This window comes from Pseudomonas sp. MH9.3, from assembly GCF_034354675.1.
Classification (GTDB): domain Bacteria; phylum Pseudomonadota; class Gammaproteobacteria; order Pseudomonadales; family Pseudomonadaceae; genus Aquipseudomonas.
In genome coordinates, this window is the sequence record NZ_CP133785.1 from 4,238,541 (window position 1) to 4,252,947 (window position 14,407).

The 14,407-nt window shown below is 61.9% G+C and carries 7 protein-coding genes; 3 read left to right on the forward strand and 4 right to left on the reverse strand.

The genetic code is table 11. The annotated features are described in order from the left end of the window. The first annotated feature begins 21 nt into the window (after positions 1 to 21). Complete coding sequence (locus RHM60_RS18820) at positions 22 to 858, forward strand: 23S rRNA (adenine(2030)-N(6))-methyltransferase RlmJ (RefSeq protein ID WP_322212468.1); 837 nt, start codon at positions 22 to 24, stop codon at positions 856 to 858. A 937-nt stretch (positions 859 to 1,795) separates the two neighbouring features. On the opposite strand, the gene msrA is transcribed toward RHM60_RS18820, so the two are convergent. From msrA to aceE, 4 genes are all read right to left on the reverse strand, one after another. Next, the gene (gene msrA, locus RHM60_RS18825) at positions 1,796 to 2,443 is read right to left on the reverse strand and encodes a peptide-methionine (S)-S-oxide reductase MsrA (RefSeq protein ID WP_322212469.1); all 648 of its coding nucleotides are present in this window, start codon (positions 2,441 to 2,443) and stop codon (positions 1,796 to 1,798) included. A gap of 71 nt (positions 2,444 to 2,514) precedes the next feature. After that, entirely contained in the window at positions 2,515 to 5,208 is a 2,694-nt protein-coding gene (locus RHM60_RS18830) for a putative bifunctional diguanylate cyclase/phosphodiesterase (protein WP_231422356.1), read from the reverse strand. A 314-nt stretch (positions 5,209 to 5,522) separates the two neighbouring features. Continuing rightward, positions 5,523 to 7,172: a dihydrolipoyllysine-residue acetyltransferase gene (gene aceF, locus RHM60_RS18835; protein WP_231422357.1), complete on the reverse strand. Its 1,650-nt coding sequence runs from the start codon at positions 7,170 to 7,172 to the stop codon at positions 5,523 to 5,525. Positions 7,173 to 7,183: 11 nt separating this feature from the next. Beyond that, positions 7,184 to 9,829, reverse strand: coding sequence for a pyruvate dehydrogenase (acetyl-transferring), homodimeric type (gene aceE, locus RHM60_RS18840; RefSeq protein WP_209987747.1), 2,646 nt, complete (start codon positions 9,827 to 9,829; stop codon positions 7,184 to 7,186). A 383-nt stretch (positions 9,830 to 10,212) separates the two neighbouring features. On the opposite strand from aceE, the gene glnE reads away from it, so the two are divergent. Together glnE and waaF are read left to right on the forward strand one after the other, a co-directional pair. Continuing rightward, a complete protein-coding gene (gene glnE / locus RHM60_RS18845) occupies positions 10,213 to 13,152 on the forward strand; it encodes a bifunctional [glutamate--ammonia ligase]-adenylyl-L-tyrosine phosphorylase/[glutamate--ammonia-ligase] adenylyltransferase (RefSeq protein ID WP_209987749.1) in 2,940 nt (979 codons plus the stop codon). Positions 13,153 to 13,371: 219 nt separating this feature from the next. Beyond that, positions 13,372 to 14,406, forward strand: coding sequence for a lipopolysaccharide heptosyltransferase II (gene waaF / locus RHM60_RS18850; protein ID WP_209987752.1), 1,035 nt, complete (start codon positions 13,372 to 13,374; stop codon positions 14,404 to 14,406). The last annotated feature ends 1 nt before the right edge of the window (position 14,407 follow it).

Below are 14,407 nucleotides of genomic sequence, written 5' to 3' on the forward strand. Positions count from 1 at the left end.
GCCCCCTGCGCAGGAGCAACCATGAATTATCGTCACGCCTTTCACGCCGGCAACCACGCCGATGTCTTCAAACACCTGACTCTGACCCGCCTCATCGCCCTGATGTCGCGCAAGGAGCAGCCGTTCGCCTACCTCGACACCCATGCCGGCATCGGCCTGTACGACCTGCAAGGTGATCAGGCCAACCGCACGGGTGAGTACCTCGAAGGCATCGCCCGCTTGTGGGGCGCCAGCGACCTGCCGCCACTGACCGCCGACTACATGCGCGTGCTGCATGAGATGAACCCCGATGGCCAGTTGCGCTACTACCCGGGCTCTCCCGAGCTGGCTCGCCGCCTCACACGTCCGCAGGACCGCGTATTGCTCAACGAAAAACACCCGGAAGACGGCGTGATGCTCAAGGACAACATGAAGGGCGATCGCCGGGTCAAAGTGCACCTGGGCGAAGGCTGGCATGTGCCGCGTGCCCTGCTGCCGGTACCGGAAAAACGTGCGTTGATGCTGATCGATCCGCCGTTTGAACAGCTCGATGAAATGCAGCGTTGCGCCGCATCCCTCAAGGAAGCAATCGGTCGCATGCGCCAGACGGTCGCGGCGATCTGGTACCCGGTGAAGGATCAGCGCATGTTGCGCCGCTTCTATCAGGACCTGGCCGGCACCGGCGCGCCGAAGTTGCTGCGCGTGGAATTGCTGGTGCATCCGCTGGACACGCCCAACACCCTGACCGGCTCGGGCCTGGCGATTGCCAACCCGCCGTGGGGTTTGGAAGAGGAGTTGCGTGAGCTGCTGCCGTGGCTGTCCAAAAAGCTCGGCCAGACCCAGGGTGGCTGGCAGATGGATTGGCTCATCGCTGAATAATTGGCGCTCAAGCCAGGCACCAAACCAAATGTGCGGCTCTGCCCAGTCTTCGACTTAGCGCTGTCGCGCAGCAAACTGGAGGCTCTGTGGCAAGCGGGCTTGCCCTAATGCCAGTCAGTTAAGCGCAGCTCCCTTGTGGGAGCGGCGGTGCGACGCTTCGACTTGCCCGCGAAAGCGGTGGGTCAGTCAACGTCAATGTTTGCTGGGCCGACGCCATCGGGAGCAAGCCCCCTCCCACATTTTGTACAGCGTTCGGCAGACCATTTCGGTCGGCTCTCAGGCCGCCACGCTTTTGCTTTTGCTTTTGATCTGGAGCGCCCCGTCAAACACGCTGGCCGAACGCAGGTTTTGGAGCGTGGGTAACCCGGCAGGACGCCGGGTTAGCCGCGCTGGGCCAAGGATGGCCCATCGCGGCGGCCCACGCTCCAAAGCCTGCGTGAGGGCACACCGAGCCCAGGCGAGGTGCCGAGTGTTGGGGCAAGAGCGTTTTGCTTACTTTTGCGCTTTTCAAAAGTGAGCCGCCGTAAGGGCGGAACCCTAAGTCGTCGTTACCGCAGAAACGGATAGGTACACCGAAAAATCGCACCGCTCGTTGCTTCGAGCATCACGTTGGCTTAACTGAACGGCATTAGAGCTTGCCCCGCGTTGGCGCGCGCAGCGCCCCCGGTCAAGGGAAATGCGGTGTACATGACACTGCCCGGAGCATGGTTTTGGGGCTGCTGCGCAGCCCAACGCAGGACAAGCCTGCTCGCCACAGGACAAGCCTGCTCGCCACAGGACTGTGGCTTCCTGAAATTTCAGTTTTTAAATCGAAAAGTTATTTTGTGTTTGATAAGCGCGGGCTTGCTCGCGAAAGCAGGGTGTCAGTTAACGGATAGGTCGACTGATACACCGCACTCGCGGGCAAGCCCGCTCCCACATTTGAGTTGCGCACGTCTTAGATCGGGCAAGTCACGCCAGTGCCGCCGATGCCGCAATAGCCCTGCGGATTCTTCGCCAGGTACTGCTGGTGATACGTCTCGGCGAAATACACCGTCGGCGCCTCTGCAATTTCCGTGGTGATCTCGCCCAGCCCGGCCTTGGTCAGTTCCTGCTGATACGCCTGCGCACTGGCGTGCGCCGCCGCCAGTTGTTCCGGTGTGGTGGCGTAGATGACCGAGCGATACTGGGTGCCGATGTCGTTGCCCTGGCGCATGCCCTGGGTTGGGTTGTGCAATTCCCAGAACATCTTCAGCAAATCTTCGTAGCTCACTTTGGCCTGGTCATACACCACCAGCACCACTTCGCTGTGGCCGGTGAGGCCCGAGCACACTTCTTCGTAGGTCGGGTTGGGCGTGTAGCCGCCGGCGTAACCCACCACGGTGCTGACCACGCCGTCGCGTTCCCAGAACTTGCGCTCGGCGCCCCAGAAACAACCGAGGCCGAAGATTGCAAAACCAACGTCGTCGACGAACGGGCCCAGCAGCGGGTTGCCGTTGACGAAGTGCGTTTCCGGCAGGGTCATTGGCGTTTCACGGCCAGGCAATGCTTGTTCTTGAGTCGGCAGCACGTTTTTGTTCACCAGAATTTCCGAGCGCAAGACCATGATCAGTCCTCTCAGTCAGATTGAGTTGGGTAAGAATCGGACCGCCAGTGTGCCCGAGTGTTACAGCGCTGTCAGGCGATTGGCCCGCGTGGGTAGCGCTTGAGCTTTTCGAGCAGCTCGGAGCCCGGGATCGGCCGGTCGAACAGGTAGCCCTGCCCCACATCGCAACGATGCCGGCGCAGGAACGCCAACTGCTCGGCGGTCTCGATGCCTTCGGCCACCACCTTGAGTTTCAGGTTGTGGGCCATGGCGATCACGGCCGAGGTGATTTCCATGTCGTCCTGGTTGTCCGGGATTTCATGGATAAAGCTGCGGTCGATCTTGATGATGTCGATGGGGAATTTTTTCAGGTAGCTCAGCGACGAATAACCGGTGCCGAAGTCGTCCATGGCCAGGGTCAGGCCGAAGCTTTTCAACTGGTCCAGTTGCTGGCGCGTGTCTTCGGTGGCCTCCAGCAGCAGGCCTTCGGTGAGTTCCAGCTCCAGCAGATTGGCCGGCAGTTCTTCTTCCTTGAGGATGCTGGCGATGGAGGCCACCAGGTCCGGGTCGGAGAACTGCTTGGGCGACAGGTTGATTGCCACCTGCAGGTTGCCCATGCCGGCGGCGCTCAGTCGCTTGCTCATGCGGCAGGCCTGGCGCGCGATCCATTTGCCGATAGGGATGATCAAACCGGTTTCTTCGGCCACGCTGATGAACTGGTCGGGGCGGATCATGCCTTTTTCCGGGTGGTTCCAGCGCAGCAGCGCTTCCATGCCCAGCAGGCGGCCGCTGCGCAGGCACAGCTTGGGCTGATAAAACACGTCCAGCTCGTTTTGCGTCAGCGCGCGGCGCAGGTTGTTTTCCACGAACAGCTTGTAGCTGGCCTCGGCATTCAACGCCTCGGTGAACACCTGTACCTGATGTTTGCCGTTGGCCTTGGCCTTGTGCAAGGCCAGGCCTGCGTTGCGCATCAGCGTCTGCGGGTCGCGGCCATGCAACGGCGCGCAGGCCAGGCCCACGGAGCCAGTGACGCTGATCAATTGGTTGTCGACGAACATCGGCTTGTCGAGCGTGGCCAGCAGTTGGCTGGCGACCTGCTGGCCGCTCTCGAGGTCGGTGTCGTCGAGCAGCACCGCAAATTCGTTACTGGCAAAGCGCGCCAGGCTGCCGCTGCTGCTCAGGCTGTTGCGCAGGCGCCGGGCGAGGCTGATCAGCAGCTTGTCGCCGGTCTGGTGGCCGAGGCTGTCGTTGATGCGCTTGAAGTTGTCGATGTCCACCAGCAGCAGGCTGATCGGGCTGTCGCTGTCTCGGGCAAAGCGCTCATCGAGGTTGCGGATGAACGCCGGACGGTTGCCCAGGTTGGTCAGGTTGTCGGTGTACGCCAGGCGCTCGATACGCTGCTGGGCCAGCTTGGTCTGGGTGATGTCTTCGTAGATGCCGATGTAATGGGTCAGCTCACGGTTGTCGCCGTACACCTTGGAAATCGACAGCTGGCCCCAGTAGGGTTCCAGGTTCTTGCGCCGGCTCTTGAACTCGCCCTGCCAGCTGTTGCTCTTGGCCAGGGCCGAGGGCGCGTCGAACAGCAGCTCACTGAGGTTTTCCAGGGCCGGCAACTGCGCCAGGCGGTGGCCGTGGACCTCTTCGGTGCTGTACTGGGTGATCGCGGTAAAACTGGGGTTGACGTACTCCACCACGCCGTCGCAATTGACCAGCAGGAAGGCATTCGCGCTTTGCTCCACCGCACGCTGGAACAGGTGCAGTGCGCTGGTGGCGGTGCGCCGGTTGTGGTTGTTGATGACCTGGGCGAACTGGTCCGCCAGCTCGCCGGCAAACGCGATTTCATCGGACTGCCAGGCGCGCGGGCTGCCGCCCTGTTCCAGGCACAGCACGCCCACCACCTGGCCGTCCACGCGAATGCTCGCGTCGAGCATGGCGTAGGTGTCATTGGCGCGCAGGGTCTCGGCCATTTCCCGGGTGCGCGGGTCGCGCATGGCGTTGTTGGCGTCGATGGCGCGACTGGTATGCAGGGCCTCCAGGTAGTCGGGGAAGCCGCTGGCGTCAATCGGATCGGGCAGGTGGTGGCGCCCTTCGGCATGGTTGTACGCCGAGATCGGCACCAGGCGCTGGCCTTCGAGGTTCCAGATACTGGCGAAATCGATCTGGTAGATATCGCAGGCGCTGCGGGTGATCAGCTCGGCGGCTTCCTGCAGCGAATTGGGGGTGGTGTAGCGCTGACGGGCCAGCAGCAGGATCAGCTCCTGCTGTGCGCGCACCCGCTCAAGATGTTGCAGCTGTTCCTGTTGCGCGCGCTGGTTGAGTTCCAGGGCGATCTGCAGGCGGCTGTTCTGGCTTTCCAGGTCGACAGTCGGGGCGGTGGAGGGCAGCTCGTTGAACAGGCCGTCCACGACCATCAGGTAGCCGCGCAGCAGGTGGCGGTTGTGCTGTTTGTAGGCCTCGCCCATTTCCAGCAGATTCAGCGGGCCGTCGTTGGTGTGCAGGGTATAGCGCACCAGGTAGTGAGGGCTCTGGCTCAGCTGTTGCTGGATGGCATCGTGCAGTTGATAGCGCGCCTGTGGCTCCATCAGGCTGGCGTAGGGCGTGCCGAGCAGGGCACACAGTTCCACCGCCGACAGGCCGAATTGGCGTTCGCAATTGGGGTCCAGGTACAGCAGGGCCCAGCTTGCCTCATTCAGCCGCTCGAAACGCAGCATACCCAGGCGCGAAGGCACGGGTAATTGCGTCACTACCTCGGCCGCCATACGGGCGGCATCGGGCTGGCTTTTCATGGGGAAGCTCACTTGAAATAACGCACTTGGCGCCGGGCTCACGCCCTCTTGACTGTTGCTTGTGGCAAGGTTGCATCATGCAGCACAGGCTGACAAGAGAGGATGAAGGCTAAGTGCTATAAGGCTGTTATCGGCCGGCTGGGGGATTTCTGCAGTCGGGTTGATCAAAGGTGTACAAACCTGTTTGCAAAGCCATTGCCTGTGCGGCGTACGCGCAAAAAAAGCCCCGCCATGTGGCGGGGTTGAGGTACGAGCGTGGCGCTCGAAAATCGGTGCAACCCGGCCTCCCCGATGAGGGAGAGGCCGGGTGATGCTTACAGCAGGATGGTGCGGATGTCGTTCAGCAACTGGCTCAGACGCTGGGTGAAGCGCGCAGCCGCGGCACCATTGATCACGCGGTGATCGTAGGACAGCGACAGCGGCAGCATCAGTTTCGGCTGGAACGCTTTACCGTCCCACACTGGCTGGATAGTCGCCTTGGATACACCCAGGATCGCCACTTCCGGCGCGTTGACGATTGGCGTGAAGCCAGTGCCGCCAATGTGACCGAGGCTGGAAATGGTGAAGCAGGCGCCTTGCATGTCGTCGGCGGTGAGCTTCTTGTCACGGGCCTTGGCAGCCAGTGCAGCCGCTTCGGCAGCCAGTTGCAGCAGGCTCTTCTGATCAACGTTCTTGATCACAGGCACCAGCAGGCCGTCCGGGGTATCAACCGCAAAACCGACGTTCACATACTTCTTGCGAATGATCGCCTTGCCGCTTGGCGCCAGCGAACTGTTGAAGTCCGGCAGCTCCTTGAGCAGGTGCGCGCACGCCTTGAGCAGCAGTGGCAGCACGGTCAGCTTGACGCCGGCCTTCTCGGCCACGGCTTTCTGCGCAACGCGGAAAGCTTCGAGGTCGGTGATATCGGCCTGGTCGAACTGGGTCACGTGCGGGATGTTCAGCCAGCTGCGGTGCAGGCTCGACGCGCCGATTTGCATCAGGCGAGTCATCGGCACTTCTTCGGTCTCGCCGAAGCGGCTGAAATCCACGACCGGGATCGGCGGAATGCCCGAACCACCGGTGGCAGCGCCGGCAGCCGGAGCTTCCTTGGCCTTCTGCATCATGGATTTGACGTAAACCTGCACGTCTTCCTTCAGCACGCGACCATGCGGGCCAGTGGCCGACACAGCGTTCAGCTCGACACCGAATTCACGGGCCAGTTGGCGAACCGCAGGGCCGGCGTGAACCTTGGCACCGCTTGGCGCAGGTGCGGCAGCAGCCGGGGCCGGTGCGGCCTCGGCTTTTGCAGCCGGTGCCGGGGCGGCAGCGGCCGGAGCAGCTTCAGCCTTTGCAGCAGCCGGAGCGGCGGCGGGTGCTGGAGCGGCAGCCGGTGCAGCGCCTTGTACTTTCAGCTTGAGGATGAAGTCGCCAGTGCCGACTTCGTCTTCCAGCTTGACCGCGATGCTTTCCACTACGCCGGCAGCCGGCGACGGGATTTCCATGGAGGCCTTGTCGGACTCCAGGGTGATCAGCGACTGGTCGGCTTCGACGGTGTCGCCCACCTTGACCAGCAGCTCGATGATCTTGGCCTTGCCCGACGAACCGATGTCCGGGACGTGAATGTCCTGGACCGTGGCTTCTGCGGGTGCAGCAGCCGGGGCCGCAGGGGCCTCGGCAGCGGCAGGTTTTTCCGCGGCCGGCGCGGGGGCGGCGGCCGATTCAGCCTTGGCGGCAGGGGCTGCATCGGCAGCACCTTCGACTTCCAGCTCCAGCAGTTCGTCGCCTTCTTTCAGGCGATCGCCCAGCTTCACTTTCAGGCTCTTGACCACACCGGCCTTGGGAGCAGGGATTTCCATGCTCGCCTTGTCCGACTCGAGGGTCAGGATGCTCTGGTCGGCTTCGACGGTGTCGCCGACCTTCACAAACAGCTCGATTACTTCACCTTCACCGCTGCCGATGTCAGGTACGCGAATGAGTTCGCTCACAAAAAATCTCCTCAGCAGTCCAGTGGGTTGCGTTTTTCCGGGTTGATCCCGAACTTGACGATGGCGTCAGCCACCACCTTGGGTTCGATCTCACCACGGTCAGCCAAGGCTTCCAGGGCTGCCAACACCACGAAGTGACGGTCAACTTCGAAGAAGTGACGCAGCTTCTTGCGGCTGTCACTGCGGCCGAAACCGTCGGTGCCCAGGACTTTGAATTCCTTGGACGGGACCCACTGGCGAATCTGTTCAGCAAACAGCTTCATATAGTCGGTGGAGGCAATGACCGGACCTTTACGGCCGTTCAGGCATTCTTCGACATAGCTCAGTTGCGGCTTCTGGCCTGGGTGCAGGCGGTTGTTGCGCTCCACGGCCAGGCCGTCGCGACGCAGTTCGTTGAAGCTGGTAACGCTCCACACGTCGGCGCCGACGTTGAATTCGTCACGCAGGATCTTCGCCGCTTCACGCACTTCGCGCAGGATGGTGCCGGAGCCCATCAGTTGCACGTGGTGCGCTGCTTCCTTGGTGTCTTCTTCGAGCAGGTACATGCCCTTGATGATGCCTTCCTCGACACCGGCCGGCATGGCTGGCTGTTGGTAGGACTCGTTCATCACGGTGATGTAGTAGAAAACGTCCTGCTGCTGCTCGGTCATCTTCTTCATGCCGTCCTGGATGATCACCGCCAGCTCGTAGCCGTAGGTTGGATCAAAGGTGCGGCAGTTCGGGATGGTGGCCGCGAGGATGTGGCTGTGACCGTCTTCGTGTTGCAGGCCTTCGCCGTTCAGCGTGGTGCGGCCGGCGGTGCCGCCGATCAGGAAGCCACGGGTACGGCTGTCGCCCGCTGCCCACGCCAGGTCGCCGATACGCTGGAAGCCGAACATCGAGTAGAAGATGTAGAACGGCAGCATTGGCTGGTTGTGGCTGGAGTACGAGGTGCCGGCAGCGATGAAGGAGCTCATGGCGCCCGCTTCGTTGATGCCTTCTTCGAGGATCTGGCCTTTCTTGTCTTCCTTGTAGAACATCACTTGGTCTTTATCGACTGGCTCGTAGAGCTGGCCGACCGAGGAGTAGATGCCCAACTGACGGAACATGCCTTCCATACCGAAGGTACGCGCTTCGTCCGGGATGATCGGCACGATACGCGAACCGATTTCCTTGTCCTTGACCAGTTGCGCGAGGATGCGCACGAAGGCCATGGTAGTGGAAATTTCCCGGTCGCCCGAACCGTCCAGGATCGCCTTGAGGGTATCGAGTGGAGGCGTAGGAATATCGAACGACTTGGCGCGGCGCTGCGGTACGAAACCGCCCAGTGCGGTGCGACGCTCGCTGAGGTAGCGGGCTTCGGCGCTGTTTGGCTCTGGCTTGAAGAACGGCAGGTTTTCCAGCTCTTCGTCTTTGACCGGAATGTCGAAGCGATCACGGAACAGCTTCAGGCTGTCGACGTCGACTTTCTTGGTGTTGTGCGCGGTGTTCTTCGCTTCGCCGGCACCGGTGCCATAACCCTTGATGGTCTTGGCCAGGATAACGGTCGGCTGCTCTTTGTGGTTGACCGCCTGGTGGTACGCCGCGTAGACCTTGTACGGGTCGTGGCCGCCACGGTTGAGTTTCCAGATCTCGTCGTCGGACAGGTCGGCAACCATCGCCTTGAGCTCAGGCGTGTTGAAGAAATGTTCACGCACGAACGCGCCGTCTTTGGCCTTGTAGTTCTGGTACTCGCCGTCGATGACTTCGTCCATGCGACGTTGCAGGATACCGTCGACGTCCTTGGCCAGCAGTGGGTCCCAGAAACGGCCCCAGATGACTTTGGTCACGTTCCAATGAGCGCCACGGAACACGCCTTCGAGTTCCTGGATGATCTTGGCGTTGCCGCGAACCGGGCCGTCGAGGCGCTGCAGGTTGCAGTTGATGACGAAGATCAGGTTGTCGAGCTTCTCGCGGCCGGCCAGGGAGATGGCGCCCAGGGATTCCGGCTCGTCGCACTCGCCGTCGCCCAGGAAGCACCAGACTTTCTGCTTGCCTTCCGGGATGAAACCACGGGCTTCCAGGTACTTCATGAAGCGTGCCTGGTAGATCGCCTGGATCGGGCCCAGCCCCATGGAAACGGTTGGGAACTGCCAGAAATCGGGCATCAGCCAAGGGTGCGGGTAGGACGAGAGGCCCTGACCGTCGACTTCCTGGCGGAAGTTGTTCATTTGTTCTTCACTGATGCGGCCTTCCATGAACGCACGGGCGTAAACGCCTGGGGAGGTGTGGCCCTGGAAGTAGATCAGGTCGCCGCCGTGTTCGTCGGTCGGGGCCTGGAAGAAGTAGTTGAAGCCGATGTCATAAAGGGTTGCGCTGGAAGCGAAGCTGGAGATGTGACCGCCCAGGTCCGAATCTTTCAAGTTCGTGCGCATTACCATCGCCATGGCGTTCCAGCGTACCAGCGAGCGAATGCGGCGTTCCATGAACAGGTCGCCAGGCATGCGTGCTTCGTGGGTAACGGGGATGGTGTTGCGGTATGGCGTGGTGATGGCGTAAGGCAACTGCGAGCCGCTGCGGGTCGCGAGTTCGCCCATACGGGTCATCAGGTAATGAGCACGGTCTTCGCCTTCTTTGTCGAGAACCGATTCCAGGGCGTCCAGCCATTCCTGGGTTTCGACGGGATCGAGGTCTTGCATGGCTTGCTCCAGGGCGGAAAGGCTACCAGAATCGGTTGCCTGAAGTTTGCGACTGGCCTTGTGGGCAGACGACATAAATTCTTGGATGGCCGAAGGTTGCTTCGGCGTCCTGTAGTTTTACTACAAATCGTCGGCCATTTCAGCCTTTCGAATGTATATACGAGTAGTAAAACTACACAAGACCGAGCGTATGGCTCGGTCTGGCTGGTGAGCATAATCGTTAATGTTGATCTTTTGCGAACAAGAAAAGGTTCAAGTTTGATGTTACCTGCCAAGATTAATTTAATTTCAGCTATTTCTAACTTTTGTTCGACAGTTCTTCACCGAGCGCGGTTCTCGCGTTCACCTCTACAGGCCATTTACACGCCGATCAAGGATAGACCATGAGCCTTCCAACGCTGGCCGAACTGCCTGCCATTCTCTTGCCATTTGCCCAGCGGGCCGAGCAGTCATTTCGTGACGCCGTGGCCGCGCTGGACGACGATAATGGACTGTGTGCGTGGACGCCGCAACGGTGGGCAGAGTTTACCCGTGTATGCGCCGCCAGTGATTTTGTCATTGAACAAAGCGTTCGTGACCCTTTGATGTTGCTTGAGCTGGTGGCCTGGGGCGAGCTGGATCGCGGCTTTGCACCGGGCGAGCTGTGCAGCCAGATCGCCGGTGCCGTGCAACAGGCGCAAACGGAAGATGAACTGGGTCGTCTCCTGCGGCGCCAGCGCACGCGCCAGCAAGTGCGCATCATCTGGCGCGACCTGACCCGCCAGGCCGACCTGGTGCAAACCTGCCGCGACCTCTCCGACATGGCCGACGCCTGCATCGACCAGGCCTATCAATGGCTGTACCAGCGCCACTGCGTGCAGTTCGGCACGCCCACCGGTCGGCGCAGCGGCGAAGCCCAGCACATGGTCATCCTCGGCATGGGCAAGCTCGGTGCGGTGGAGCTCAACCTTTCGTCGGATATCGACCTGATCTTCGCCTACCCCGAAGGCGGCGAGACGGTGGGGGTGAAGCGCTCCCTGGACAATCAGGAATTTTTCATTCGCCTGGGTCAGAAGTTGATCAAGGCGCTGGACCCGATGACCGTCGATGGTTTTGTCTTTCGCGTCGACATGCGCCTGCGCCCCTATGGTTCTGCCGGCGCGCTGGTGCTCAGCTTCAACGCGCTGGAGCAGTATTACCAGGATCAGGGCCGCGACTGGGAACGCTACGCGATGATCAAGGCGCGGGTGGTGGCGGGCGATCAGGTGGCCGGCACGGTGCTGCTGGATATGCTGCGACCGTTCGTCTACCGCCGTTACCTGGATTTTTCGGCCATCGAAGCGCTGCGCACCATGAAGCAGTTGATCCAGCAGGAAGTGCGGCGCAAGGGCATGGCCGAAAACATCAAACTGGGCTCGGGCGGCATTCGCGAAGTGGAATTTATCGCCCAGGCGTTCCAGCTCATCCACGGTGGCCGCGACCTGAGCCTGCAACAACGGCCGCTGCTCAACGTGCTGGGCACCCTCGAAGGCCAGGGCTACCTGCCGTCGGCGGTAATCGCCGAGTTGCGCAATGGTTACGAATTCCTGCGCTACACCGAACACGCGATCCAGGCGATTGCCGACCGCCAGACGCAGATGCTCCCCGACAGCCCGGAAGACCAGGCGCGCATTGCCTTTATGCTCGGGTTTGCCGACTGGACGGCGTTCCATGAGCGCCTGATGCACTGGCGTGGCCGCGTAGACTGGCACTTCCGCCAGGTGATTGCCGATCCGGATGAGGAGGAGGGTGAAGAAAGCGAGTTGGTCGTGGGCGGTGAGTGGCTGCCATTGTGGGAAGAGTCCCAGGATGACGACGCGGCCTGCCGCCAACTGGCCGAAGGCGGTTTCACCGATGCGCCCAAGGCGCTCAAGGCCCTGGCCGGCCTGCGCAGCAGCCCGCAATTGCGGGCCATGCAGCGTCTGGGGCGTGAGCGCCTGGATGCGTTTATTCCGCGCCTGCTGGCGCAGGCCGTGGAGCACGCCAACCCGGACCTGGTGATGGAGCGGGTATTGCCGCTGGTGGAGGCCGTCGCCCGCCGTTCGGCCTACCTGGTGCTGCTCACCGAAAACCCCGACGCCCTGCGCCGCCTGCTGACCCTGTGCGCCGCCAGCCCGTGGATCGCCGAGCAAATCACGCGCTTCCCGCTGCTGCTGGATGAATTGCTCAACGAAGGCCGCCTGTTTAAACCGCCATTGGCGCCGGAATTGGCCGCCGAGCTGCGCGAGCGCCTCACGCGTATCCCCGAGGACGACCTCGAACAGCAGATGGAAGCCCTGCGCCACTTCAAACTGGCTCACCGCCTGCGTGTGGCTGCCTCGGAAATCGTCGGCAGCCTGCCGTTAATGAAAGTCAGCGACTACCTCACCTGGCTCGCCGAAGCCATTCTCGAACAAGTGCTGGCCCTGGCCTGGCGCCAGACCGTCGCGCGCCACGGCTCGCCGCAGCGGCTGGACGGCAGCCTGTGCAATCCGGGGTTCATCATCGTCGGGTACGGCAAGGTCGGCGGTATCGAACTGGGCCATGGCTCGGACCTGGACCTGGTGTTTATCCACGATGGCGACCCCCATGCCGAAACCGACGGCGCCAAGCCGATTGACGGCGCGCAGTTCTTTACCCGCCTGGGCCAGCGCATCATTCACCTGCTGACCACCCAGACCAACTCCGGCCAACTGTACGAAGTGGACATGCGCCTGCGACCTTCCGGCGCGTCCGGGCTATTGGTCAGTTCGCTGGGGGCATTCGACCGCTATCAACAAAATGAAGCATGGACCTGGGAGCATCAGGCCCTGATCCGCGCGCGCGTGCTGGTGGGCAGCCAGGATGTGGGGCAGGCATTCGAGCAGGTCCGGGCCAAGGTGCTGGGGCGTGAACGCGACCTGGCGAAGCTGCGCCAGGAGGTCAGTGAGATGCGCGCCAAGATGCGTGACAACCTGGGCACCAGGGCCACGACAGCCGGGACCGCTGCCAATGCCTTCGAGGCCACGGCCGTGTTCGACCTCAAGCAGGACGCCGGAGGTATCGTCGATATTGAATTTATGGTGCAATACGCGGCTTTGGCGTGGTCTGCGCAACATCCTGCGTTGCTGCGCTTTACCGACAATATCCGCATTCTGGAGGGCCTGGAGCAGGTCGGGCTGATGCCCGCCGCCGATGCCCATTTGCTGCGCGAGGTGTACAAGGCCTACCGTTCTGCGGCACATCGCCAGGCCTTGCAGAACGAGGCCGGCACCGTGAGCGGGGAGCAGTTTGCCGACGAGCGGCGGCAGGTGATGCGAATCTGGCGTGAGCTGGGTTTAAGCTGATACTCGATTAATTGAGCGATGCCAATTTAATGTGGAAACCGGCTTTACGTGGGAGCGGGCTTGCTCGCGAAGCAGGCGCTGCGATCTGTCTGGCGGACAGCGGTGATGCTTTCGCGAGCAAGCCCGCTCCCACACAAAGCGGTTCCGTGGCTACCGCAACCTAGGGTAATTGTCGATGCGGGGAGGCATAAGCCTCCCCGCATCGTTTGTGGAAACTACATGAATATTCTGATCGTTGGGCCCAGTTGGGTCGGTGACATGGTGATGGCACAGACACTGTTCCAGTGCCTGCGCCAGCGCCATCCAGACTGCCAGATCGACGTGCTCGCCCCCGAGTGGAGCCGGCCGATCCTTGAGCGTATGCCCGAAGTGCGCCAGGCCTTGAGCTTCCCGCTTGGCCACGGCGCGCTTGAGCTTGCGACGCGCCGGCGCATCGGCAAGTCGCTGGCCGGCCAGTACGACCAGGCGATCCTGCTGCCCAACTCGCTCAAGTCGGCGCTGGTGCCCTATTTTGCCGGCATCCCCAAGCGCACCGGCTGGCGCGGCGAGTTTCGCTACGTGCTGCTCAACGACGTGCGCACCCTCGACAAGGCGCGCTACCCGCTGATGATCGAGCGCTTCATGGCCCTGGCCTATGCGCCGGGTGCCGAGCTGCCCACGCGGTATCCACGGCCGAGCCTGCAAATCGACCCGTTGACCCGCGATGCCGCGCTGAGCAAGTTTGGCCTGCAGTTGGATCGGCCGGTGCTGGCGCTGTGCCCAGGCGCGGAGTTTGGCGAGTCCAAGCGCTGGCCGTCGGAGCATTACGCCAAGGTCGCCGAAACGAAGATTCGCGAAGGCTGGCAGGTGTGGCTGTTCGGTTCGAAAAACGATCATTCGGTAGGCGAAGACATTCGCCAGCGCCTGATTCCCGGCCTGCGTGAAGAAGCGGTGAACCTGAGTGGCGAGACCTCGCTGGCCGAGGCGATCGACCTGCTCTCCTGCGCCGATTCGGTGGTGTCCAACGATTCCGGCCTGATGCACGTGGCCGCCGCGCTGAACCGTCCGCTGGTGGCGGTGTACGGCTCTACCTCGCCGGGCTTTACGCCGCCGTTGGCCGACCAGGTCGAAGTGGTGCGCCTGGGGCTGGAGTGCAGCCCGTGTTTTGAGCGCACCTGCCGGTTCGGCCACTACAATTGCCTGCGCCAATTGCTGCCGCAGCCGGTGACCGATGCGTTGCAGCGGTTGCAGGGCGACACGGTCGAGGTTCACTGAG